Annotated in this window: 18 protein-coding genes; 4 read left to right on the top strand and 14 right to left on the bottom strand. The window is 70.4% G+C overall.

All coding sequences use genetic code 11. The features are described 5' to 3' along the window. Positions 1–128 precede the first annotated feature (128 nt). The 4 genes from ABZT17_RS01665 to glmS form a co-directional block, all read right to left on the bottom strand. Positions 129–1,631 carry an NAD(P)H-hydrate dehydratase gene (locus tag ABZT17_RS01665; RefSeq protein ID WP_356342331.1) on the bottom strand — a complete coding sequence of 501 codons (1,503 nt, stop codon included), beginning with the start codon at positions 1,629–1,631 and terminating at the stop codon, positions 129–131. Positions 1,632–1,704: 73 nt separating this feature from the next. Then, positions 1,705–2,076, bottom strand: coding sequence for a holo-ACP synthase (locus ABZT17_RS01660; RefSeq protein ID WP_356342328.1), 372 nt, complete (start codon positions 2,074–2,076; stop codon positions 1,705–1,707). A gap of 25 nt (positions 2,077–2,101) precedes the next feature. Further along, positions 2,102–2,725, bottom strand: a complete 624-nt coding sequence (locus tag ABZT17_RS01655; protein WP_356342326.1) for a hypothetical protein — start codon at positions 2,723–2,725, stop codon at positions 2,102–2,104. 171 nt (positions 2,726–2,896) lie between these two features. After that, a complete protein-coding gene (gene glmS / locus ABZT17_RS01650; RefSeq protein WP_356342323.1) occupies positions 2,897–4,744 on the bottom strand; it encodes a glutamine--fructose-6-phosphate transaminase (isomerizing) in 1,848 nt (615 codons plus the stop codon). 163 nt (positions 4,745–4,907) lie between these two features. Here glmS and coaA point away from each other — a divergent pair, with 163 nt between their 5' ends. Then, the gene (gene coaA / locus ABZT17_RS01645; protein ID WP_356342321.1) at positions 4,908–5,876 is read left to right on the top strand and encodes a type I pantothenate kinase; all 969 of its coding nucleotides are present in this window, start codon (positions 4,908–4,910) and stop codon (positions 5,874–5,876) included. Positions 5,877–5,892: 16 nt separating this feature from the next. Beyond that, positions 5,893–6,813 carry a DUF389 domain-containing protein gene (locus ABZT17_RS01640; RefSeq protein ID WP_356342318.1) on the top strand — a complete coding sequence of 307 codons (921 nt, stop codon included), beginning with the start codon at positions 5,893–5,895 and terminating at the stop codon, positions 6,811–6,813. A gap of 41 nt (positions 6,814–6,854) precedes the next feature. On the opposite strand, the gene ABZT17_RS01635 is transcribed toward ABZT17_RS01640, so the two are convergent. From ABZT17_RS01635 to rplM, 4 genes are all read right to left on the bottom strand, one after another. Beyond that, positions 6,855–8,789 (bottom strand): glycosyltransferase family 2 protein, encoded by a 1,935-nt coding sequence (locus ABZT17_RS01635; RefSeq protein ID WP_356342316.1) that lies wholly within the window; start codon positions 8,787–8,789, stop codon positions 6,855–6,857. 43 nt (positions 8,790–8,832) lie between these two features. Then, entirely contained in the window at positions 8,833–10,191 is a 1,359-nt protein-coding gene (glmM, locus tag ABZT17_RS01630) for a phosphoglucosamine mutase (RefSeq protein ID WP_356342314.1), read from the bottom strand. A 192-nt stretch (positions 10,192–10,383) separates the two neighbouring features. After that, complete coding sequence (gene rpsI / locus ABZT17_RS01625) at positions 10,384–10,896, bottom strand: 30S ribosomal protein S9 (protein WP_123974782.1); 513 nt, start codon at positions 10,894–10,896, stop codon at positions 10,384–10,386. Positions 10,897–10,937: 41 nt separating this feature from the next. Further along, positions 10,938–11,381: a 50S ribosomal protein L13 gene (gene rplM / locus ABZT17_RS01620; RefSeq protein ID WP_058923752.1), complete on the bottom strand. Its 444-nt coding sequence runs from the start codon at positions 11,379–11,381 to the stop codon at positions 10,938–10,940. A gap of 346 nt (positions 11,382–11,727) precedes the next feature. On the opposite strand from rplM, the gene ABZT17_RS01615 reads away from it, so the two are divergent. After that, on the top strand, positions 11,728–12,609 hold the full coding sequence (locus ABZT17_RS01615) for a hypothetical protein (protein ID WP_356342310.1): 882 nt from the start codon (positions 11,728–11,730) through the stop codon (positions 12,607–12,609). On the opposite strand, the gene ABZT17_RS01610 is transcribed toward ABZT17_RS01615, so the two are convergent. From ABZT17_RS01610 to ABZT17_RS01585, 6 genes are all read right to left on the bottom strand, one after another. Then, entirely contained in the window at positions 12,548–13,057 is a 510-nt protein-coding gene (locus ABZT17_RS01610; protein ID WP_356342308.1) for a GtrA family protein, read from the bottom strand. The genes ABZT17_RS01615 and ABZT17_RS01610 overlap by 62 nt on opposite strands. A gap of 8 nt (positions 13,058–13,065) precedes the next feature. Further along, positions 13,066–13,821, bottom strand: coding sequence for a polyprenol monophosphomannose synthase (locus ABZT17_RS01605; RefSeq protein WP_356342305.1), 756 nt, complete (start codon positions 13,819–13,821; stop codon positions 13,066–13,068). 70 nt (positions 13,822–13,891) lie between these two features. Next, positions 13,892–15,793 carry a glycosyltransferase family 39 protein gene (locus tag ABZT17_RS01600; protein ID WP_356342303.1) on the bottom strand — a complete coding sequence of 634 codons (1,902 nt, stop codon included), beginning with the start codon at positions 15,791–15,793 and terminating at the stop codon, positions 13,892–13,894. Then, positions 15,790–17,625: a glycosyltransferase family 39 protein gene (locus tag ABZT17_RS01595; protein ID WP_356342301.1), complete on the bottom strand. Its 1,836-nt coding sequence runs from the start codon at positions 17,623–17,625 to the stop codon at positions 15,790–15,792. The genes ABZT17_RS01600 and ABZT17_RS01595 overlap by 4 nt, the downstream gene beginning before the upstream one ends. Beyond that, positions 17,622–18,671, bottom strand: coding sequence for a glycosyl hydrolase (locus ABZT17_RS01590; protein WP_356342298.1), 1,050 nt, complete (start codon positions 18,669–18,671; stop codon positions 17,622–17,624). The genes ABZT17_RS01595 and ABZT17_RS01590 overlap by 4 nt, the downstream gene beginning before the upstream one ends. After that, positions 18,668–20,212, bottom strand: coding sequence for a cellulose synthase catalytic subunit (locus ABZT17_RS01585; protein ID WP_356342296.1), 1,545 nt, complete (start codon positions 20,210–20,212; stop codon positions 18,668–18,670). The genes ABZT17_RS01590 and ABZT17_RS01585 overlap by 4 nt, the downstream gene beginning before the upstream one ends. A 418-nt stretch (positions 20,213–20,630) precedes the next feature. Between ABZT17_RS01585 and ABZT17_RS01580 the strand changes: the two genes are divergently transcribed. After that, entirely contained in the window at positions 20,631–24,974 is a 4,344-nt protein-coding gene (locus ABZT17_RS01580; RefSeq protein WP_356342294.1) for a choice-of-anchor D domain-containing protein, read from the top strand. Positions 24,975–24,987: the final 13 nt, after the last annotated feature.

Here is a 24,987-nt window from a genome sequence, read left to right as displayed (position 1 = left end):
AGGTCCCCGAGCCTGCCCAGGTCCCCGGGCCTGCCCAGGTCCCCGAGCCTCCCCGAGCCCCCGGAGCCCCGGCCAGGAAGCCTCCGCCGGCCCGGGCCTCACCAGGCCCCCGGCCTCCCGGGCGCCGTTCAGCTCCGTACGTCCCGCCAGGCTTCTGGGATTGCCTCTGCCACGTCATGCGCTCCGGCCGGTGCGCCGTCCGCGGCGAAGCGGCCGGCGAGGCCGTGGAGATAGGCGGCCGCGCTCCCCGCGTCCAGCGCGGAGAGCCCCGATGCGAGGAGGGACCCGGCGAGCCCGGACAGCACATCCCCGCTCCCCGCGGTGGCCAGCCAGGGCGTCCCGGTGGCGTTGACCCGTACGGCCCGCCCCGCCGGACCGGCGACAACGGTCGTCGACCCCTTGAGCAGCACCGTCGCCCGATACGTGCCGGCCAGTTCCCGCGCCCACTTGAGCCGCGCCCCCTCGACCTCCTCCCGTGAGACCCCGAGCAGGGCGGCGGCCTCTCCGGCATGCGGGGTCATGAGGGTGGCCGCACGACGCGCTCGTACGATGTCCGGCTCGGCGAGCCGCAGCCCGTCGGCGTCGATCAGCACGGGCACGTCCGCCTCCAGCACCTCCGCCACGGTCCCGGCGTCGTCCCCGGCCCCCGGACCGACCACCCAGGCCTGCACCCGGCCCGCCTTGTGCGGCCCCTGATCCGACACGAGCGTCTCGGGAAACCGGGCGAGAACGGCGTTTCCGGCGGGCCCGACGTACCGCACGGCACCGGCACCGCCCCTCAGCGCCCCGGACACGGCGAGCACGGCAGCCCCCGGATACCGGGCCGACCCGGCCGCGATCCCGACCACTCCCCGCCGGTACTTGTCGCTCTCGGCACCGGGTGCGGGCAGCAGCGCGGCGACATCGGCATGCTGCAGCGCCTCCAGCGCGGGTTCGGCGGGCAGTACGTCCCTCAGTCCGATGTCGACGAGCCGTACGGACCCGGCGTACTCCCGCGCGGGATCGATGAGCAGCCCCGGCTTGTGCGTACCGAAGGTGACGGTCAGATCGGCCCGGACTGCGGCGCCGTGCACCTCACCGGTGTCGGCGTCGACACCGCTGGGCAGATCGACGGCGACGACCGCGGCACCGGACTCACGGACGACCTCGGCCAACTTCGCCGCCTCGGGCCGAAGTCCCCCCTTGCCACCGATACCGACGATGCCGTCGAGAACGAGATCGGCACGGAGGACGACTTCTTCCACGGGCGTGAAGCCTGAGTCCCGGCCCCCGGCACCACTGGCACCGGTATCGGCACCGTCACCGGCGGCACCGGAGACCGCGACGACCCGCCCGCCCGCCCGCCGCAACGCCGCGAGCCCTCCGGCGTGGGCCCGCTCGGCCGAGAGCAGCAAGGCGACGACCCCCGCCCCGCGTCGGGCCAGCCGCGCACCGGCGTACAGGGCATCACCCCCGTTGTCCCCGCTCCCGACCAGCAGCACGACCCGCCGGCCGTACACCCGACCGAGCAAGTCGGCACAGGCGGCGGCGAGCCCGGCAGCGGCCCGCTGCATCAACGCCCCTTCGGGAAGCCGCGCCATGAGCTCCCGCTCGGCGGCCCTTACGGTCTCCACGCTGTACGCAGTACGCATGCGACCGAGTCTGCCCCGGACGGGGGGAGTCGCGCACACCCACCGTTCACCCGGTGGCGGAAGTGCGCGGACATCACCCCTCCGCGATCACCACGGCCGAGGCCACCCCCGCGTCATGGCTCAATGACAGATGCCACGCCCGCACACCCAACTCCGCCGCCCGGGCCGCCACGGTCCCCTTCACCCGCAACCTCGGCTGCCCGCTGTCCTCGACATAGACCTCGGCGTCGGTCCACAACAACCCGGCCGGCGCCCCCAACGCCTTCGCCAGGGCCTCCTTCGCGGCGAACCGCGCCGCGAGCGAGGCGAACCCGCGCCGCTCCCCGCTCGGCAACAGCAACTCGCGCTCCACGAAAAGCCGTTCAGCCATCCCGGGCGTCCGCTTCAGCGACGCCTCGAACCGCTCGATCTCGGCCACATCGATACCGACCCCGATGATGCTCATGCCGAGCACCCTAGATCCAGGGCGCCTACTCCCCGGCGAACAGCTCATCCGCCACGGAAACCGTCAGAGACCGGTCGAACCAGAGCGTGAGCATGTCGAGGTCGGCACAAGAGGCGACACGCTCCCGAACCTCCTCATCGACCGGAATGCCACGCTTCTCCAGAACGCGCAGAACCATCAAGGCACGGTCTTCGACCCGCCCTTCCGTTTTGCCCTCCGCCTGCCCGTCCGCCTTGCCCTCCAAGTAGGCCGTCTCCCGGACCGTCCCCCGGCCCGGGAAGAAGATGACTGCCATGATTTCCCTCAGTTTCTCTCCGGCTGGGGTGTTACCCAGGTTGATTTCCAGGAACTCGAAGAAATACCCAGCGGTTTTGGGATCCGTTTCCTGCAGTTCGTGAAGAGCGGCCGCGACTGCCTCCAGTATGGCGACGCACTCAGGGCTACGGGCGTGCGCCAGGACCGAGAGCAACGCCAACGCGAGGTTCTTCCCCGCGGTCCTGGCATCGGTGATGACCGGAAGGTTGTCAGGACCGACGACCAAGGGATACGTCCGCTGAGCCGTCCAACCACGCGTACCGCAGTCGAACGGGCCCGCCGCCCACTTGGCCGTCGCCCTGTCCTGACACACCACCAGAAGCAGCACGGGCATGCGGTGCTTCGCCTGCAGATAGGCGACAAGGAGTCCCACGACTGGCTGCGCAAGGCCGAGGGGCTGCTGATCGAGGTGTGCGCTGAGCAGCCGGACTCCGCCCCCGCCTGAACCGCCCGTCTGCGCCCCTCGCGACCGCCGCCCGCACCACCGTCGCTTCCCCCGCCACCCCTACTCCACCGTCACCGACTTCGCCAGGTTCCTCGGCTGGTCCACCTCGTTGCCGCGGGCCGTCGCCAGCTCGCAGGCGAAGACCTGCAACGGCACGGTGGCCACGAGCGGTTGCAGCAGGGTCGGCGTCGCCGGGATGCGGATGAGATGGTCGGCGTAGGGCACCACCGCCTCGTCCCCCTCCTCCGCGATGACGATCGTCCGGGCCCCCCGCGCCCTGATCTCCTGGATGTTGGACACGATCTTGTCGTGGAGGACGGACCGCCCACGGGGCGAGGGCACGACCACCACCACCGGCAGGTCGTGGTCGATCAGCGCGATCGGGCCGTGCTTCAGCTCCCCGGCCGCGAACCCCTCGGCGTGCATATAGGCGAGCTCCTTCAGCTTCAGGGCCCCTTCCAGCGCGACGGGGTACCCGACGTGCCGCCCCAGGAACAGCACGGTGTCCTTGTCGGCGAGGGACCGCGCGAGCTGCCGGACCGGCTCCATGGTCTCCAGCACCCGCTCGACCTCGCAGGAGATCCGCGACAGGTCCCGGATGACGGCGCTGATCTCGTCGCCCCACTTGGTGCCGCGCACCTGCCCCAGGTACAGGGCGACCAGATAGCAGGCGACGAGCTGGGTGAGGAAGGCCTTGGTGGAGGCGACGGCGACCTCCGGGCCGGCATGCGTGTAGAGGACCGCGTCCGACTCCCGGGGGATCGTCGAACCGTTGGTGTTGCAGATGGCCAGCACCTTGGACCCCTGCTCGCGCGCGTGCCGCAGCGCCATCAGGGTGTCCATGGTCTCGCCGGACTGCGAGATGGCGATGACGAGCGACCGCGTGCCCAGGATGGGATCCCGGTAACGGAACTCGCTGGCCAGCTCCACCTCGCACGGGATCCTCGTCCAGTGCTCGATGGCGTACTTGGCGATCAGCCCGGCGTGGAAGGCCGTACCGCAGGCGACGATGACGACCTTGTCGACTTCCCGCAGCTCGGAGGCGGAGATCCGCACCTCGTCGAGCGTGAGCGAGCCGCCGGCGTCGATACGGCCCAGGAGGGTGTCGGCGACGGCCTTGGGCTGCTCGGCGATCTCCTTGAGCATGAAGTAGTCGTAGCCTCCCTTCTCGGCCGCGGACGCGTCCCAGTCGACGTGATACGACCGGACCTCCGCCGGGGTGCCGTCGAACCCCGTCACCACGACGCCGTCGCGCCGCAGCTCCACCACCTGGTCCTGGCCCAGCTCGATGGCGGAGCGGGTGTGGGCGATGAACGCGGCGACATCGGAGGCGAGGAAGGCCTCGCCCTCCCCGACGCCCACCACGAGCGGGGAGTTGCGCCGTGCCCCCACGACCACGTCCGGTGCGTCGGCGTGCACCGCGACCAGTGTGAACGCCCCCTCCAGCCGCCGGCACACCAGCCGCATGGCCTCGGCCAGGTCGTCGGTCGCCGAGAACTCCTCGGCCAGCAGATGCGCGACGACCTCGGTGTCGGTCTCGGAGGCCAGCGCGTGCCCGCGCTCCGTCAACTCGGCCCGCAGCGCGGCGAAGTTCTCGATGATCCCGTTGTGCACGACGGCGACGCGTCCGGCGTTGTCGAGATGCGGATGCGCGTTGGCGTCGGTGGGCCCGCCGTGTGTCGCCCAGCGTGTGTGCCCGATCCCGGTGCTCCCCGCCGGCAGCGGCCGGTCGACGAGCTCCTTCTCCAGATTGACGAGCTTCCCGGCCTTCTTCGCGGCCGCCAGCCCCCCGTCGGCCGGCACGGCGACCCCCGCCGAGTCGTACCCCCGGTACTCCAGCCGCTTCAGCCCGGCCATCACGACATCGAGCGCCGACTGCGACCCCACGTATCCCACGATTCCGCACATGGGCGGCAGCCTAAGGGCCGGGCCAGGGCGAAACACGGCTCAGCGTGCCCGAAATCGGAAATTCAGGAGCGACTCCTGACCCTGGGACCGCACGTGACCGACCCCACCCCCCACCCCGTTCAAACTCCGTTCACAATGGACTGTGATCTCTCCGGCCTCCTCGATGCCCCGGAGCGCCCACCGGCACAGGCCGGAGGCGACTCCCTACGTCGACCTCACCCGCACGGAGTGGAGCGCGTTGCGTGACAAGACGCCGCTCCCCCTCACCGCCGAGGAGGTCGAGAAGCTGCGCGGTCTGGGCGACGTCATCGACCTCGACGAGGTCCGGGACGTCTATCTCCCGCTCTCCCGGCTGCTCAACCTCTACGTCGGCGCCACCGACGGCCTCAGAGGCGCGCTGAACACCTTCCTGGGCGAGCAGGGCGCCCAGTCCGGCACCCCGTTCGTGATAGGCGTCGCCGGGTCGGTGGCGTGCGGGAAGTCGACGGTCGCCCGGCTCCTCCAGGCGATGCTGTCCCGCTGGCCCGAGCACCCGCGCGTGGAGCGCGTCACCACCGACGGATTCCTGCTCCCCACCAAGGAGCTCCAGGCCCGTGGCCTGATGTCCCGCAAGGGCTTCCCGGAGTCGTACGACCGCCGCGCCCTGACCCGTTTCGTCGCCGACATCAAGGCCGGCAAGGACGAGGTCACCGCGCCCGTCTACTCGCACCTGATCTACGACATCGTCCCCGGCGAGAAGCTCGTGGTCCGCCGCCCGGACATCCTGATCGTCGAGGGGCTGAACGTGCTGCAGCCCGCCCTGCCCGGCCAGGACGGCCGCACCCGGGTCGGTCTCGCCGACTACTTCGACTTCAGCGTGTACATCGACGCGGCGGCCGACGACATCGAGCGCTGGTACCTCAACCGCTTCAAGAAGCTGCGTCAGACCGCCTTCCAGGACCCGGACTCGTACTTCCGCAAGTACACCCAGGTCTCCGAGGAGGAGGCCCTCGACTACGCCCGCGCCCAGTGGCGCACCATCAACAAGCCGAATCTGATGGAGAACATCGCCCCCACCCGGGGCCGCGCCACCCTTGTGGTCCGCAAGGGTCCCGACCACAAGGTCCAGCGCCTGCGGCTGCGGAAACTGTGACCGCTAGCCTTCCCCCATGCTGCACCTGCGCCTGATCACCCCGGCCGACCGGACCGAGGACGTGGTCCGTCTCATCGAGAAGACGGTCGGCACCACCCATGTGGTCGTCCTGCCCGGTGCCGCCCGCAACCCGGCGGGGGATGTCGTGATGTGCGACGTGGCCCGCGAGGCCGGCGACGAACTCCTCACCGGGCTGCAGGAGTTGGGCATCGAGCAGACCGGCTCGATCGCCGTCGAGAACATCGACCTCTCCCTGTCCAAGCGCGCCGACAAGGCCGCGGCGGAGGCTCCGGGCGAGGGCGCGGACGCGGTCCTGTGGGAACACCTCACCGAGGCGACCCACGAGGAGTCGACGCTCTCCTTCACCTACGTCGCCTTCATCACCCTCGCCACGATGATCGCGGCCTGCGGTGTGGTCCTGGACAACGCGATCCTCATCGTGGGCGCGATGGCGGTGGGCCCGGAGTTCGGGCCGTTGGCCGGTATCTGCACGGCCATGGTGCAACGCCATCCGCGGCTCGCGCTGCGCTCGCTGATCGCGCTGCTGGTGGGGTTCGCGGTGGCGATGGCGGTGACGGTGGGCTTCACGTACTTCATGGACGGTGTCGGTCTGTTCACCAAGGTGCAGCTGCAGGCGACCCGCCCCAACACCAACTTCATCTACCGCCCCGACGCCTTCTCCTTCGTGGTCGCCGTACTCGCGGGCATCGCGGGCACCCTGTCGCTGACCTCGGCGAAGTCGGGGCTGCTGGTGGGTGTCGCCATCTCCGTGACGACGGTCCCGGCGGCGGCCAACGCGGCCGTCGCCTTCGCCTACAGCGAGTACCGCCAGGCCTGGGGCTCCACCGAGCAGCTCCTGCTGAACCTCCTGGGCATCGTGCTGGCCGGCACGATGACCCTGCTGGCCCAGAAGTGGCTGTGGCGGAAGGTGTCGTAGGCCGAAGGTGTCGAGGGCCGAAGGTGTCGTGGGCCCGGACCTCAGCCCCGTCCCAGCCGTCGCCGTACCTTCCGCACCCCTCCGTTGTCCGCGAGCGCGTCGGCCCACCGGCGGCCCGTGCCCGCGGCGTAGGCCGGGCCCTCCAGGCGCAGCAGCGCGCCGTCGCGGATCACGGCGTACGCGACGGGGGTGTCCGTCTTCGGGAGGGTGACCGGGTGCCGGCCGGACGGGAGGGACAGACGGGCGGGCAGGCGCAGCGCTCCCGTGGTGCCGTCCGGGCCGGCGATCAGCTCGGCGTCCACGGCGCGGGCGCCCACGGTGACCTTGAGTCGGGCCGGACCGCCGTCCGCCGTGGCCGCCAGGTACGGCAGCGGCAGCGAGCGCTCACCGCGCCCGGCGTTCCCGGCGGCGGCCTGTGCCATGTCCGGACCCAGTCCGCGCTGCCGCTGGTCGATGTCGAGGGCGAGCTGGCCGCTGCCCGTCCAGTACGGCAGCGCGAGCCGCCCGCCGGTCAGCGCCGGGCCCGTGGCCGGGGCGCCCGGGGTGCCGGCGCCGGTGACACGGACCATCCGGTCGATGCCCAGCAGCTGGACGTACGCCCATACGTCGTGCACCCCGCGTTCCAGGGGCCGTCCGCCGGCCAGCCGCTCGGGGTCGAGCAGCAGCCGCCCGGACGCGACGAGCCGCGAACGGCCCTCGCCGAACGGCTCCAGACGGACCTCCAGGTCGCCCTCGGGGTACCACCAGTCATCCCGGTCCCGGTCCTTGACCACCAGCTCCGCGTAGGCGAGCCGGAACGGGTCGCGGATCTCCCAGCCGTCCTCCGTGCCGGGCACACCGGCGAGCAGCTCGGGGTCCAGCCACCGCTTGCCGTCCCGCTCCACGACGAGCAGGGGTTCGCCGTCCCCGCGCAGCAGGCTCAGCGTGACATCGGCGACCAGCCGTCCGGCCTCCCACCGCAATCCGCCGACCTCGCTGCGGGCCTTCACCTCGCGGACCCGTTCGGCGAGCGCCGACGCGCCGTCGAAGTCACCGCGTTCGAGGAGTTCGGCGCGCAGCCGGGACACGGTGGGCAGGCCCTCGCGTACGGCCGCCGGGAACTCGGTCAGCGCCAGCTCGCGGGCCGCCTCGAAGCGCTGCCGCTGCTCGGCGGGGTCCTCGCGGAGGATCTCGGGCTCGCGGGTGCGGGAGAGGATCTCGACGTGGTAGAGCCGGTGGAGGAGACGGTTCTGCAGGGCGTCGAGGTCGTCGGAGGCCTCGGTGGCGTCCTTGATCTGGCGGACGATGGTGCGGCAGTTGGCCCAGAAGCCGTGCCGGGGGTTGAACCGGTGCTGGGTGTTGTTGCCGCCGTCGTCCCGCTTCATCCAGTAGTAGCAGGGGTAGTCGGCGAGGATCGAGATCCGCTCCGCCTTCAGATAGGCGGCGCTCACGAAGAGCAGGTCCTCCAGGATCCACGGTCCCTCGGGGAACCGCAGGCCGTGCTCCTCGACGAACGCCCGGCGGAACATCTTGTGCGGCGACATGCTCTGCATGAGCTCGTCGTTCTCGATGGTGCAGGCGTCCACGCTGTGCCGGAACAGACGGCGGGGCCGGACCATGGTGCTGGACATCTTGCCGAGCACCACGTCGGCGTCGTTGTTCCTGGCGTGCTCGTACAGCCGCTCCAGGGCCTCGGGCCCGAGCGTGTCGTCGTGGTCGACGAACTGGATGTACTCGCCCCGGGCGTGCCGCATGCCGAGGTTGCGGGGCGCGCCGGGCCAGCCGGAGTTGGGCTGGGTGAGCACCCGCACGTTCGGGTGCTCCGCCGCGATCTTCTCCAGCCGGGCCGGGGTGTCGTCCGTCGAGCCGTCGTCGACGTAGACGACCTCGTACTCGTCGGCGGGCAGCGACTGGCCCAGCAGGGACGGCGCGCACTCGTCGACGTACTTCCCCGTGTTGTACACGGGGACGATCACGCTGACCTTGACTCTCGGCATTCCACGGACCTTACCCGTCCCGGGACGCGCGCCGCCCGGGGAGTCAGCCCAGGGCCGACTTCACCGCGTCCGCGAGCCGCCCGGCCACCGACCGCGCCTGGTCGATGTCGGCCGCCTCGACCATGACCCGCACCAGCGGCTCGGTGCCCGAGGGGCGCAGCAACACCCGCCCGGTCGAGCCGAGTTCGCGCTCGGCCTCGGAGACGGCGGACGCCAGCTCCGCCGACGTCCCCACCCGGGTCCGGTCGACGTCCGGCACATTGATCAGCACCTGCGGCAACCGCTCCATCACCGAGGCCAGTTCGCGCAGCGACCGCCCGCTCTCGGCGACCCGGGCCGCCAGCATCAGGCCGGTCAGCGTCCCGTCGCCGGTCGTCGCGTGGTCGAGGATGATCACATGCCCGGACTGCTCGCCGCCGAGGGCGAACCCGTGCTCCTTCATCTCCTCCAGCACATACCGGTCCCCGACCGCGGTCTGCACGAGCCGGATGCCCTCGCGCTCCATCGCCAGCTTGAAGCCCAGGTTGGACATCACGGTCGCGACGACGGTGTCGGCCCGCAGCGCGGAGCGCTCCCGCATCGACAGCGCCAGTACGGCCATGATCTGGTCGCCGTCGACCTCTTCCCCGGTGTGGTCCACGGCCAGGCAGCGGTCGGCGTCACCGTCGTGCGCGATGCCGAAGTCGGCGCCGTGCTGGATCACCGCGGCCTTGAGGAGGCCGAGGTGGGTGGAGCCGCAGCCGTCGTTGATGTTGAGCCCGTCCGGATCGGCACCGATGGTGATCACCTCGGCGCCGGCCCGCGAGAACGCCTCCGGCGACACCCGCGCCGCGGCACCGTGCGCCTCGTCGAGGACGATCTTCAGCCCGTCGAGCCGGTTCGGCAGTACGGCGATCAGATGCGCCACGTACTGGTCGAACCCCTCGCCGTACGTCCGCACCCGTCCGACGCCCGCGCCCGTGGGCCGCTCCCAGGGCTCACCGTGGCGGTGGGCCTCGTAGACCGCCTCGATCCGCTCCTCGAGGTCGTCGTCGAGTTTGTGGCCGCCGCGGGCGAGGAACTTGACGCCGTTGTCGGGCATGGCGTTGTGGCTGGCGGAGAGCATGACACCGAGGTCGGCGCCGAGCACGCCGGTGAGGTACGCCACCGCCGGGGTGGGCAGCACACCGACCAGCAGGACGTCCACGCCGGCGCTCGCGAGGCCCGCGACCACCGCCGCCTCGAGGAACTCTCCGGACGCGCGCGGGTCCCGTCCGACCACCGCTGTCGGCCGGTGGCCCTCGAACGATCCCGCCTCGGCCAGCACGTGCGCCGCCGCGACCGACAGACCGAGCGCCATCTCGGCCGTCAGATCCGCGTTGGCGACGCCCCGCACGCCGTCCGTGCCGAAGAGTCGTCCCACTTGTCCTCCTGAGGAAGCGTCAGCTGTTGCGGGCGACCTGGATCCCGACATCCCGGGTACCCCCCGCATCCGATCACACAAGCCTTTGAGCGCCTTGTGCCGTTATACGCCCACCGCGGTGATAAACGAACGCCCCGGCCGGCACTGTGGCGTGCCGCCGGGGCGTTCGGAGTACGTGCAGGCAGCTGGTGTTTAGCGCTTGCTGTACTGCGGGGCCTTGCGGGCCTTCTTGAGACCGGCCTTCTTGCGCTCGACCGCACGGTCGTCGCGGCGGAGGAAGCCGGCCTTCTTGAGCGGGCCGCGGTTGTTGTCGACGTCGGCCTCGTTCAGCGCGCGGGCGACACCGAGACGGAGCGCACCGGCCTGACCGGAGACACCGCCACCGGCGATGCGGGCGATGACGTCGTAGCGGCCCTCGAGCTCGAGCACCTTGAAGGGCTCGTTGACTTCCTGCTGGTGCACCTTGTTCGGGAAGTAGTCCTCGAGGGTGCGACCGTTGATCTTCCACTTGCCGGTGCCCGGGACGATCCGGACGCGGGCGATGGCGTTCTTGCGGCGGCCCAGGCCGGCGGCCGGCTGGGGGTCGCCGAAGCGGGACGCCAGGGACTCGGAGGTGTACTCGCCCTCGACGGGGACGTCCGACTCCGTGGTGTAGCTGTCGATGTCAAGCTCTTCGAGCGGCTGCTCGGCAGTGGTCTCGGCCACGATTCTCCTCAGATTCTCTTCAGGCTTAGGGGTGGCCGGACTTACTGCGCGACCTGGGTGATCTCGAACGGCTGCGGCTGCTGCGCGCCGTGCGGGTGCTGGTCACCCTTGTAGACCTTCAGCTTCGAGAGCATCTGACGGCCCAGCGTGTTCTTGGGGAGCATGCCCTTGACGGCCTTCTCGATGGCCTTCTCCGGGTTCTTGTCCAGCAGCTCGTCGTAACGGACGGAGCGCAGACCACCCGGGTAGCCGGAGTGGCGGTACGCCATCTTCTGGGTCCGCTTGTTGCCGGACAGGTGCACCTTGTCGGCGTTGATGATGATGACGAAGTCACCGGTGTCGACGTGGGGCGCGTAGATCGGCTTGTGCTTGCCGCGGAGAAGGGACGCGGCGGTCGTCGCGAGACGGCCCAGGACGACGTCCTGAGCGTCGATGACGTGCCACTGGCGAGTCACATCGCCGGGCTTGGGGCTGTATGTACGCACTTCGCAGCCTTCTTCTTCAGTGGATGGGTGCTGACACATGGCATCACTGAAGCGATCGTGCAGCTGGGGACGACAATGCCGGGGACGCTGCCCGTATGCCGCCCACTGGTAACTGCTCCAGGGAACCTAGGTATGGGCGTCTCGCGTGAGAACGAGCAAGCCAATACACAACGAAGAAGCAGGATACCGGGGCCCACCCGGACGGGTCAAAACGAGCCCGCACGGCATCCCGCGCAACGCCCCTACAACAATACGCGGCCGAGATGTACGGCCCTGCCGGAAAGGTCCCGCGGGGCCCCGGCGGACCCACACCTGCACCACCCGACCCCCGTCTAAGATGCGCCCCATGAGCTTTGGGCAGCAGGGGGGACCCCAGTCCCAGTGGGATCCCTGGAAACCGCAATCCCAGCAGCCGTGGAACAGCGGCGGCGACGGCCGGACCCCGGACTGGGCGGCACTGGCCGAGGCGTCGGAGATCCGCAACAAGAGGCGCCGGCTGCTGTTCATCGGCGGCGGCGTGCTCGCCACCCTCGCGATAGCCGGTGCCGTCGCGGCGGCCGTGGTCTCCGCGGACGGCAAGAACGAGGCCTCGGGCAACCCGTCCAACCTGCCCGCGAGCGCCTCCATCCCCGGCAGCACCGCGACCGCCCCGTCCTTCGCGCCGACCAGCGCCCCGCCCCCGCTGGACCCGAAGGAGTTCATCGACAGCAAGGCCAAGGACACGGCCCCGCTCGTCGTGACGGACCTCTTCCCGGGCACCCAGCTGACCATGGGGTCGACCGTCTACAAGAAGGGCGCCACGGCCGACACGAAGAGCTGTGCCTCGGCGGTCCAGGGCACCTTCGTGAACCTTCTCACCAAGAACGGCTGCACCCGGCTGCTGCGGGTGACGTACCAGAAGGACGGTGTCGCGGTGACGGTCGGCGTGGCCGTCTTCGACACCGAGGCGCAGGCGAACAAGGTCAAGGCCACCGCGGACAAGGCGGGCTTCGTCAAGCCGCTGTCCGGCGGCGGGGTGAAGGCCTTCTGCGACGGCGCGAAGTGCCGCACGACGACCAACGCCTACGGCCGCTACGCCTACTTCACCACCGGCGGCTTCCTGAACGGCAAGGACGTCACGACCAAGGACACCAAGGTGTTCTCGGCCGGCGACGACCTGCAGCTGTTCACCTTCCGCCAGATCCGCCGACGGGGAGAGGCTCAGGCGTCGGCCGCGGCGAGCGGGTAGCGGGCTCGGGCGCCGTGCGGAAGACCCAGGTCCGGTAGGACCAGAAGCGGAAGAGGGTCGCGATGCCGATGCCCACGAACTTGCTGACGTTGTTGGCGATCGTGCCGTCGAAGCCGAGCCCGTAGGTGGCCGCGTAGAGCACCCCGTTCTCGATGACCAGGCCGACCGCGCTGAAGAAGAGGAAGAGAGTCATCTCCCTCCGCTTGCTGCCGCGGTCCTCCTGGGTCCGCTCGCGGTAGGTGAAGTACCGCAGGCCGAGATAGTTGGTCAGGATCGCGACGGCGGTCGCCATGACGCTCGCCCGGACCGTCTGCCACTGGGTGAAGGTCCTGATGGCGTTGAAGACCGCGAGGTTCACCACGAACCCCGAGGCCCCCACCAGGCCGAACTTCGCGATCTCGCCGTACAGCTTCCCCGTCCGCGACGGAAGCGCGTGCCGTCCGCTCACGGTGGCGCTCAACCCCGCCGGTTGCGCAGCCGCAGCCGCACCGGCATCACGGCCGACTCGATCTGCGTCGAGAGGTTCATCTTGGAGACGCCCTCCGTGCGCTCCTCGAAGCGGATCGGGATCTCGACGGCGCTGTGCCCGGCCCGTACGGCCTTGAACTTCAGCTCGACCTGGAAGCTGTAGCCGGCGCTGTCCAGGGTCGCGAGGTCGATGTCCCGCAGCGTGGCGGCCGACCACAGGTTGAAGCCGGCGGTGATGTCCCGGATCTTGGTGCCGAGCACGGTCCGGGCGTAGCGGTTGGCGAACCGGGACAGCAGGACGCGGTGCCTGCCCCACTCCTCGTCCAGGGAGCCGCCCTCGACGTACCGGCTGCCGACGACCAGGCCCACCCCGGACGCCACCGCCGTACCGAGCATGCGTGGGACCGCTTCCACCGGGTGGCTGCCGTCGGCGTCCATCTGGACGACGTACTCGGCGCCCTCGTCGAGCGCGGCGCTCATGCCCGCCACGTAGGCGCGGCCGAGACCGTCCTTCTCGGTGCGGTGCAGCACGCTCATGCGGTACCGGCCGTCCCAGTTGTACTTCTCCGCCAGCTCCTCGGCGATCCGGCCGGTGCCGTCCGGGCTGGAGTCGTCGACGATCTTCAGATGGAGCCCGGGCAGCCCGAGCGACTGCACGGCCTCCGCCATCCGCGGCAGGTTCGCGGCCTCGTTGTAGGTGGGCATCACCACGGTGACGCGGGCGCGCCCCAGGTCGTACGTCATTTCTTTCCCTCCCCAGATGGGACTGCTCACACCCGCGAGAGGCTCTCGCGGGCGGTCCGGTGAATCCAGCTCAGAGGTGCACCTTGCGGTTGGCGGCGTCGTCGTGGGACGTGCCCTCGGTCGCCGCCCGGGTCCTTTCCAGGAGCACCAGCTGGAGGTAGTCGAGCTTCCGGGTCCGCACGATCCGGAAGTCCTTCTGGATCACGGTCGCCGTGGCCTTCGGCATCCCGCTGAACGGCTGCCCGTCGAGCGTCGTCGACACCAGCCAGAGCCGATCGCTCTTGGCCAGGCAGCTCGCCGGGCGCGGGCACTCGGCCGCGTCGTACGAGCCCCGCTGCTGCGGGGTGCGGTACATCAGCACATCGTGTGGCCGGCCGGCGTCGTCGCGCAGTTCGTAGGCCATGGCCCGGCGTTCCTGGAGCACACCGCTGAAGACGATGCCGTCGCCCTTGCGCTGCTGGGCCTGGACGATCCGGGCGGCACCGCGGAAGTCGGGCTCGCCCACCGCGTTGTGATGGGCCGCGCGGATACCCGGCAGCGACTGGAAGGCGAGTCCCGCGACCGCGGCGGCGGCCAGCACCCAGCCGAACCCGCGCCGCACCGCGCCGCCGGAGCCCGCCCTGGCCCCGGCCACCGGACCGGCCAGGCGTTCCACGGCGACGGCCGTGAGCAGCACCCACGCGGGTGCGGTGAACAGCAGATAGCGCGGCAGGAAGAGGTGCAGCTGGGCCGCGGTGAGATAGGTGGCCACCGGTGGCAACACGATCCACACCGCCAGCGGCAGCGCGGTGCGGCCCGCGAAGCAGAGGCCGACCAGGCCGAGCGCCATCACGGGCACCGCCACCGCCCAGGAACCGAAGAGGTTCTCGGGGAAGTCCACCAGGTCCTTGAACCCCGGGTTGTTCCACGCGATCTGACCGCTCTGCCCCGAACCCGAGACGGCCATCGGCATGACGAAGCACATGCCGAGGATCAGTGCCGCGGTGTAGGCCCAGCCGACGATCTTGTCGCCGGCCCGCCGCTTCTGCAGGACCATCACCAGATGGGCGCCGAGCACCGCGAGCGAGGCCAGATGGCTCCAGCCGATCAGCGGCACCGACAGCGTGTAGGCGACCCAGACTCTGAACGACGGCTGGTCCAGAGCCCGCGCGAGCAGCAGCGTCGACAGGAGCACCAGGGCGACCGCGAAGGGGTACGGCCGGATCTCCTGCCCGTACCGCGTGGTCAGCGGCAGGACGGCCAGGGCCAGCCCCGCGAGGACACCCACCTGGGTGGTGAACAGCCGTCTGCCGAGCAGGGCGAGCAGACCGGCCGACACCGCCATGGCGACCGCGCCCGGGACCCGCATCGCGCTCGGGGAGTCACCGGCCAGCGCGATCCAGCAGTGCATGAAGACGTAGTACGGGGTGAACACCACGTCGATGCTGCGGATCAGCATGCTCAGGTCGTGGAACGACAGGCTGGCCGCCCACCAGGTGGCGTGTTCGTCCCGCCACAGCTCACGGTCGCCGAACCCGCGCAGGATCATGGCGAAGGCGAGCGCGGTCGGCACCAGGAACGTGGCGACGGCGGCGAGCCGCCCGCCCTTCGCGTCCCGGGGCGTCTCCTCGGACGCGGCCTCGGACGCCGTCCCTTCGCCGGCCTCGACCGCGACGGCCCGCGGACCGGCCTGAGGAGCGGCCTCGGGCTCGGTGACGGCCGTCTGCGCGGGGGACGCCCCGGCACCGGCGTACCGGTCGCCGTCCCCGTACCGTGCCGGCGCGGAGTACGGCCCGGGCTCCGCGTAGGTCCCGGGGCCGGAGTGGGCGCCCTGCTCCGGAGCCGCGTAGACGTCCTGACCCTGACCTGCTTGCGCCCACTGGCCGGCGTAGGCCTCCTGGCCCGCGTAGGCGTCCTGGCCCGGGTACGGGTCGTGGCCCGGGGCGCCCTCGGTATACCCGCCGTCGTACCGGCCGGAGGCGTCGAAACTCATCTCTTCACCCAAATCCGGTACGCGCCGTCGCCCTTGCTGGTGGTGAACCGGGTGACGGCGGCCAGGCGGTAGTGGGGGTTGCCGCGCAGCGCGTCCGTGACGGCCGTGTCGACGTCGGGCGTGACCGTCCCGCGCAACACGATGATGTCGAACTTCGCGTCCTTGACGGCGGCGGCGTAGGCCTCGGGGCCCGAGTACCGCTTGCCCTTCTTGTCCGTGTAGTCCATGCCGAAGGTGCTCTGCCACTGCCCGTAGCCGGTGACGTCCCGCAGGTAGTAGGCGGGGACCTCGTGCTCCTCGGCCAGGTAGGTGCCCTTGCGGTCGACCATGGGACGCAGGACGGCCGTCATCTCGCGGGAGTCCGGGAAGCTGTAGTTCTGCTGCGACTGCACCATGCCGAACACGAGCGTCAGGACGTACAGCATGATCCCGAGCTGGGGGTGCCGGAAGTGCGGGCCGACGAGGCGGGAGATGCCCAGGCCCGCCATGGGTCCGGCGAAGAGCAGGCCGAAGCCCACGTGCTTGAAGAGCGAGACCTCGGTCTGCAGATGGATCTGGTAGGCCGGGGCGAGCAGCGCGGTACCGGTGAGCAGCACACCGAGCGCGATCCGGCGGAACCGGCCGGGGCCCACCTGTTCGAGCCAGGGCATCTCGCCCATGTGCGGACGGATCGCGTAGGCGAGGGAGCCGCCGACCGCCGTGAGGAACATCAGCCCGCCCCACTGGGCGCTGTGCTGGAGGAGCTGCGCCGCGGTGTCGGCGCCCTTGGCACGGTTGGTGGTGGTCTGGCTGATGCCGCCGAGTGATCCGGCGAAGAGATACCCGGCGCCCAGCAGGGCGCCCATGGCCCCGCCGAGCAGCGCTCCGCGGGCCAGCGCGCGCAGCCCGCGGTGGCGGAAGGCGGTCAGCACCGCCAGGACCACCAGGGTGGGCAGATACAGGCCCGCCGCGTACTTGGTGGCGAAGGCGAGGACCGCCGGGGGCGCCGCGAGCACCACCGCCACGATCGGCGCGCGGCCGGTGCGCACCACGATCCACGCGGACAGCGCCAGCAGGAAGATCGCCGCCGCGTCGAAGGTGGCGAAGTTGCCGAGGAAGACGGTGGACTGGACGACCGAGAAGAGGGCCGCCGCGCCGATCGCCGCCCGGACGTCGAACATCCGGCGGGTGGTCGCGTACAGCAGGCTGGTCGCGCCGAGCATGAAGACCAGGCTGACGATGCGCACCCCGGCGAGCCCGGCCACGCTGTCGACCATCGCGGCCAGCACCGGGTACAGCTTCGGGTAGCCGGAGAAGTAGCCCTCGAAGTCGCCCGGCACGGGGGTGCCGTGCAGGATGTTGCCGATCTCGTAGTGGCCCGCGAGGACGTACAGCGCCTCGTCCTCGAAGGCGGTGCCGCGCAGCCGCAGCGAGAGGCCAGCCTGGATGAGCAGGACGCACAGCAGCACCCACCGCCCGAGCAGCCGGCTGCGCCCGGTGTCCACGGCCCAGGAGGACTCCTGGACGGGCGGCAGCACGTACCCGGGCTGCTCCGGCTCGGGTTCGGGCGACACCGGTGCGGGGGCCGGCGCCGGCTCCGTCGCGGTGTAGGTGGCGTAGGGGTCGTAGGGCGCGAAGGTGTCGTAGGTCCGCTGGTCGGTGTACGAGGAGGTGTGGCCGTCGAAGCGCCAGCTGCCGGTGTCGGTCACCTCGCCCTGCTGCGGCGCGGGGTGCGCCTGCTGGGCGTACTGCTGCCCGTACGACCACGACGGGTCCTGGCCGTACGACGGGTCGTGCGCGTCGCCCCGCAGAGCGGGGTCGTCCGCCCAGACGGGCGGGTGCCGGTCGCTCATGGTTTGGTCACATCGAATCCGAAGCTCGGGTCGGCGGCCTGCTTGCGGAACGCCTGCTGGGACAGCGGACCGCTGTTGATGCGCCAGTCGGTCTCCTTGTCGAAGTTGAACCAGACCAGTCCGACGACGTCCTCGCGTGCCGCGGTCCCCTCGAAGAGGTCCTTGATGTCGGTGGGCTTGCGCTCACCGGCCTGCGCCGCCGTCTCCGCGATGATGAACGGTTTCTTCGTGAAGGACCGGATCTGGGTCATCGTCGGGCCGTAGAGCGTCTTGTACGTCGACGGTCCGGTGGCCGCGTAGTAGCCGATGACGCCGACCCAGTCCACGTAGTCGTCGCCCGGCCAGTACGGCTTCAGCTTCACCTTGGGCATCGGGTTGACGACGTTCGGGCTCCACACCCAGATGACCTGGGTGGCGCCCTCGTCGTCGAAGAGGTCGTGGATGTGCTTGTAGGCGGCGGTGAACTGCGCGGCCGTGGCCTTCTTGGTGCCCCAGGGGTACCAGAAGCCGTTCATCTCGTGCCCGAAGCTGATCGCCACCGGCAGGTTCAGCTCCTTGACGGACTGCGCGTAGGACCGGATGTAGTCGTCCTCCTTGCCGGAGGCGATGTCCTTGAGGGAGGCGTCGAAGGGCTCCCAGGCGACGAAGGCCAGGGCGCCGTAGTCCCAGGTCTTCTGCACCAGCCGTGTCTCGTACTGGTCGCCCCAGGCCGAGTAGAACTCGATCAGGTTGGGCTTCTTGCCGCCCCGCTTCGCGAAGTCCGCGACGGAGGTCATCTTGGCGGGGGCGCCGTCGGCGGCCACCCCCAGGTACTTCTTGGCGGGCTGCAGCAGCGGTCGCACGTCGTACGGCGGCTCGGGCTTCGCGGAGTCGGAGGCCTCGCCGGGGCTCTGGGCACCCGGCTGCTCGCCCTGGGCGCGCTCGTAGTCGTCACGCCCCTTCTCGGAGAACGTGGTGCAGCCCGCCAGGAGAGCGCTTGCCAGCAGGGCGGCGGCGATCATCCGCACGGGCCGAAGCGCTCGCGCGGTGCGCTGGGGGTGGGTCATACGCTGGGTTCCTCCACTGCGCGGGCGCGCGGCTGGACCAGGGCGCGACCGACGACGATCGCGTAGAAGAGGCCTGCGGACAGCATCAGGGCGAAGTCCGGCGGGTACTCGGTGAGCATCCGCCAGGCGGCGACGACCACCCACAGCACCGCGGTGCCGCCGGTCCAGCCGACCATACCGATCCACCAGCGGCGCATGCCGTTCTTCTTGGCGCCCTGCGATCCGGTCGGCTTCCAGCCCATGGGACGGCCGCGCAGCACGTCCCAGACGGCGAAGACATGCGACCAGCCGTACATCAGCCGCACCGCCCAGGCCTCCAGCCGGTACGGCGCCCGGTGCCAGAAGGGCAGCACCAGCGTCACATAGGCCACGCTGGGCAGCACCCACATGGCGGCCTCGGCGCGCAGCAGATCGGGACGCAGGATCATCAGCGACAGCGGGATGATCGGCGTGAGGAAGGTCGCCAGGGCGGTCTGCAGGTAGTAGAGGAAGCCCGAGATGTAGCACAGCCGGGTCTGGAACCTCAGGTCCAGCTCCCAGAACCGCTTGCTGGTGAGCAGTTCCAGCGAGCCCATGCACCAGCGGTACTGCTGGTTGTGGAAGGCGCCGGCGGTGTCCGGGCACACCCCGGCCGACACCGCGACGGGGACGTAGCGCAGCTTCCAGCCCAGCGCCCGCAGGTCGAAGCCGGTGTACATGTCCTCGGAGTGCTCGATCAGCGTGATGCCGCCGATCTGGGCGAGGGCCGCGCGCCGGTAGACCGCGCACGAGCCGACGCAGATCGAGCCGTCCTTGTCCTCACGGGAGGTCTGCACGGACCGGTAGAACTGCTCCTGCACCGCTCCCGCTCCGCGCTCGATCCAGTTCTGCCGGTCGGTGATCCGGAAGAACTGCGGCGACTGCACGATCCCGGTCCGCTCGTCCGCGTCCATGTGCGGCAGCAGTTCGTCGAGGAGGTCGGCGCGCGGCGCGAAGTCGGCGTCGAGGATGAGGATGTGGTCGCCGTCGGTGATCCCGAAGGCGTGGTGGAGGTTGCCGGCCTTCTTGAACCAACCGCGGTTGGGCCGTACCACGTAGTGGAAGCCGAAGTCCCGGGCCATGGCGCCGACCTCGGGGTCGTCGGCGTCGTCCAGCACGTACACCTTGACGACGCCCCGGTAGGTGCCCGCGAGCCGGTTCACGTTGACCCAGGTGTTGTGCAGCACCTCCAGCGGCTCACCGCACACCGGCAGGAAGACGTCCACGCTGGGGTACACCGCGGGCCGCCAGGCACGCACCAGCTGCTTGTGCGCCTTGATGTCGAAGTCCTTGCTGAGCCCGTCCAGGTACAGCGAGATCAGATAGTCCGCGACCACGAAGGCGAGCAACGGCATCGTCAGCCAGAACCACGGGCTGGACGCCGTGAACAGGAACTGGCTCACCGCGAGACAGGCGAAGCTGATCAGCGACCCGAGTGTCAGGACCCACAGGTGACGGCGCGTGTACGAGTACTTCTCGGTGTCGTCCGGCGGCTGCGGCAACAGCCCGTGACTTTCGGCCACCCGCCTGCGCCTGCGAGAGCGATCGGCGCGTGCGGCAGCATTCACTGCACTACTCATGAACCCCCCCAGGGCTCTGACAGCCCTGTGAAACCACAACCCACCCGGTGCCCGACCACCCCTATAAATCGAACTTTCAGCCGGACCGCGAAAGCATAACCGGGTTTTTCCTTTGTGACTCAACAACCTTGTTAAGTGAGGGTTTCATCACGCGTCACAGGGGGAACACAGGCGCCCCAGTGCACAAACCGGCCAACTGATGGTAAGAACAACCACTCAGTCTTCACGTTTGTGCCGCGCCTGTGACCGTTTCCGGGCACGGACATCAGGGGGAGGTCCCGTTTTGCCCGGGTTTTCCATGCCTGCACGCGGTGGCCGCCATCGCAGCCGGCGGCGCACATGGCTGTTGTCCATAGCGGCCGTGGCCACCGCGGCACTGATCGGCACCACGGTCAGCCTGGTGGCCTCCTCGGCCCAGGCCGACCAGAACACGGCGGGCGTCGACAACCTGCGCACCAACTGGGACCAGGGCGAGTCCTCGCTCTCCCCCGCGGTCGTCCAGTCGTCCGCCTTCGGCCGCCTCTTCGCCACCAAGCTCGACGGGCAGATATACGCCCAGCCGCTGGTGCACGGCGACCAGGTGATCGCGGTCACGGAGAGCAACACCATGTACGGCCTCGACCGCACCACCGGCGCGATCGAGTGGAGCAAGAACTACGGACCCTCGTGGCCGGCCGCGGCGATCGGCTGCGGTGACCTGGTGCCCAACATCGGGGCGACCGCGACTCCCGTGTACGACTCCGACACCGACTCCCTCTACTTCACCACCAAGGTCGACGACGGCACCGCCACGCACCGTCACCCGACCTGGCTGATGCACGCCGTGGACCCGAGCTCCGGAGCCGAGCGCTCCGGGTGGCCGGTCACCATCGCCGGAAGCCCCGTCAACGACCCGAGCGTCTCCTTCGACGCCTACTACGAGCAGCAGCGCCCCGGCCTGCTGCTGATGAACGGCGTGGTCTACGCCGGCTTCGGCGCCCACTGCGACGCGTGGCCCTACCGCGGCTATGTGGTCGGGGTGAGCACCACCGCGCACAGCATCACCTCCATGTGGGCCACGGCGACCGGTGCCGGCACCGGCGGCGCCGGCATCTGGCAGGCCGGCGGCGGACTGGTCTCGGACGGGTCCGGCCGGATCTTCTTCAGCACCGGCAACGGCATCAGCCCGGCGCCCGGGCCCGGCAAGACCGTGCAGGGCACCCTGGCCGAGTCGGTCGTACGCCTCCAGGTCAACGGCGACAACAGCCTCAGCACGGCCGACTTCTTCAGCCCGAGCGACGCCGCCACCCTGGACCTCAACGACCAGGACATCTCCTCCGGCGCCCCGATGGCGCTGCCGGACGACTTCGGCACCAGCGAGCACCCGCATCTGCTGGTCCAGCAGGGCAAGGACGGGCGGGTGTTCCTGCTCGACCGCGACAACCTCGGCGGCATGGGCCAGGGCGCCCAGGGCGGCGACGACGCGGTGAGCGTGTCCGGCCCCTACCAGGGCATGTGGGGACACCCCGCGTTCTGGGGCGGCGACGGCGGCTATGTCTACGTCGTCGGCAACCAGGGCCCGCTGCGCGCCCTCAAGTACGGCGTGCGCAACGGCGGTACGCCCACGCTCACCCTCACCGGCCAGAGCCAGGACACCTTCGGCTACACCAGCGGCTCTCCCCTGGTCACCTCCAACGGCACGGACGAGTCCAGCGCCCTGGTGTGGATGACCTCCGCGAGCAACGCCTCCGGCGCCGACGGCACCCTGCGCGCCTACAGCCCCGCCCCCGACGGCAACGGCCTGCTCCAGCTGCTGTGGTCCGCGCCGATCGGCACCGCCACGAAGTTCAGCACACCCACCGCCGACCGCGGCAAGGTCTACGTCGGCACCCGCGACGGTGTCCTCTACGGCTTCGGCAGCCCGGCCAGGACGGCCCTGACCGCGGCCTCGCTGGACTTCGGCCAGGTCGGCGTGGGTGACAGCGGCTCGGCCAAGATGAAGCTGACCGCCACCCAGGACGTCAGCATCACCGGACTCAAGGCCTCCGGCGCGTTCTCGGTCGACCCGTCCGTCGCTCCCACCGCCGATCAGCCCACCGCGCTGGCGGCGAACGACACCCTGGACGTGCCGATCGGCTTCGCCCCCACCACCACCGGCGGCATCAACGGCACCCTGACCGCGAACCTCTCGGACGGCCAGAAGCTGGTCTTCGCCCTCCACGGCATCGGCACCAGGCCCGGCTTCGGCGCGGCACCCGGCGCCCTGGACTTCGGGGAAGTGCCCACCGGCAGCACCTCGACGCTGAACCTCCAGATCACCAACACCGGTACCGACCCGGAGACCATCGACTCGGTCGACTCCCCCGGCGGCGCCTTCTCCGCCTCGGGGCTGCCCGGCACGGGGACGGTCGTACCGGCCGGCGGCTCCTTCGTGCTCTCGATGACCTACACGCCGACCACCGACCAGACCGACAGCGACGCGCTCGTGGTCAGCAGCAGCGGCGGCGGCGCCACCCACACGCTGAGCGTGCCGGTCAGCGCCACGGCCATCACGGGCCAGGGACACCTGGAGTTCTCCACCAGCGCCCTGGACTTCGGCCAGGTCCCGGTCGGCAGCTCCAAGTCGCTGTCGTTCACCATCACCAACACCGGCAACATCCCGGTGACGGTGACCAAGGCCAAGGCACCGACCGGTGACTTCAACAGCCCGGTGCAGCTGTCGGAGGGCCTGGTCATCGGCCCGGAGCAGACCGCGGTGCAGAGCGTGACGTTCACCCCGCGCTCCGCAGCGGACCTGAGCGCCTTCTACGAGGTCACCGGCACCGGGACCGACGCGAGCGGCAACGGCCAGGGCGCCATGTACGTGCAGATCAAGGGCACCGGTACGGGCGCGGTGACGACCAGCTCGGCCGCCGACGGGAACTGGCGGACCAACGGCTCGGCGGTGCCGGTCGACGGCGGCGGGGTCCAGCTGACCCCGGCGACCAGCAACCAGGCGGGCACGGCGGTGTACACCGAGCCGCTGCGCACCGACGGTCTGCGGGCCACCTTCACCGCGAAGTTCGGCCCCGGCACCGGAGGGAAGGGCATGACGCTCGCCCTCCTCGACCCGGACCAGAACTCCGCCTCGGCCCTGGGCGATGCCGGTGACAGCCTCGGTATCGCGGGGCGGCCGGGCACGGTGGTCGCGTTCGGCACCGGCTGGAACGACACCCTCAAGGCGCAGAACTTCGTGGGCGTCGGCCGCAGCTCGGCCGGCTCGTCGGCGATCGACTACCAGTCGGTGGCCCCCCTCGGCACCTCCCTGCGCCAGGGCACGCACCAGGTCGACGTCCAGGTGGCCACCGGTCATCTCTACGTCTGGATCGACGGGACGCAGGTGGTGGACGCGACACCGACGCTGACGTCCACCGCGCTCCTGGCCTTCTCCGGTGCCACCGGGGACAGCTCGGACGTCCAGACGGTGAGCGGCCCGGTCGTCAGCGAGGCGCCCGCCGTGACCCAGCCGAAGGCGGAGACCTCTCTCCATCTGACCGCCCCGAGCACGGGTGTGCCGGGCCGGAAGCTGACCGTCAACGGCACCCTGACGTCGACCACGGCGCTTGCCGCGGGTCAGGTCGCGCACATCACACGGAACGGAACGGCGCTGCCCGACGCGACGACGGCGGCGGACGGCTCCTTCAGCTTCAGCGACACCCCGCCGGCCGAGGGCACGTACACCTACGCGGCGAGCTACGCGGGGGACGGGACACACGAGGCGGCGACCACGACGAGCCTCGTCCAGGTCTCCAAGCTGACCACCACGGTCACGCTGACCGCCCCGGCCACGGCCACCCGCACCAAGAAGCTGACCGTGTCCGGCACGCTCTCCGGCTCGCCCTTCGCGAGCGGTGGGGTCGTCAAGGTGACGAAGACCGACCTCGCGCACCCGTCCGGTGTCGCACTCGCCGACGCGAAAGTCGCCTCGGACGGTTCGTTCACGTTCGCGGACACCCCGCAGATCGGCGGCGCCAACACCTACAAGGTGACCTACGGCGGCGACACCTCGCACAAGGCCGGCAACCGCAGCGCCACCGTCCAGGTGTCCCGGGTCTCGACGAGCCTGACCATCACGGCCGACCACTCGACCTACTCGTACGGCCAGACCGCGAAGATCACCGCGCACCTCGGGACGACGTACAACACGCGCAAGGTGGCGATCTACGCCCAGCCGTACGGAGGCACGTCGGTCCTGGTGAAGTCGGGCACGGTGGACTCCCAGGGCAATCTGACGGGGTCCTACAAGCTCACCCGCAACACCACGTTCAGCGCGGTGTTCGCCGGTGACTACCGGTACGCGCCGAAGACCGTCGCGCGAAGCGTGAACACGTCGGTGAAGATCTCGGAGAAGCTGTCCGGCTACTACACGAGCACGACCTACGGCAGCACCGTCTACCGGGTGTACCACCACACCGCCAAGGAGCAGCTCGACGCCACCGTCACGCCCAACAAGGCCGGCCAGTGCATCGTCTACCGCGTGCAGCGCTACTACAGCGGCGCCTGGCACACGCAGACCACCACACCCTGCGCCGCCCTGAGCTCCTCCAGCGCCGGACGCCAGCAGATGTCCCTGTCCCAGTGGGTCAACAGCAAGTTCCGCGTCGCCGCGCAGTACGTCCACAGCAGCAGGGACAACACCAACGCCAGCACCTGGGGCGCCTGGCAGTACTTCACCGTCAAGCAGTGAGCGGGCGCCTCGC

The sequence above is a fragment of the Streptomyces sp. NPDC005648 genome (genome assembly GCF_040605395.1).
Classification (GTDB): domain Bacteria; phylum Actinomycetota; class Actinomycetes; order Streptomycetales; family Streptomycetaceae; genus Streptomyces.
Note: the sequence above shows the minus strand (reverse complement) of the source record. Positions and strands in the feature narration are given on the sequence as shown.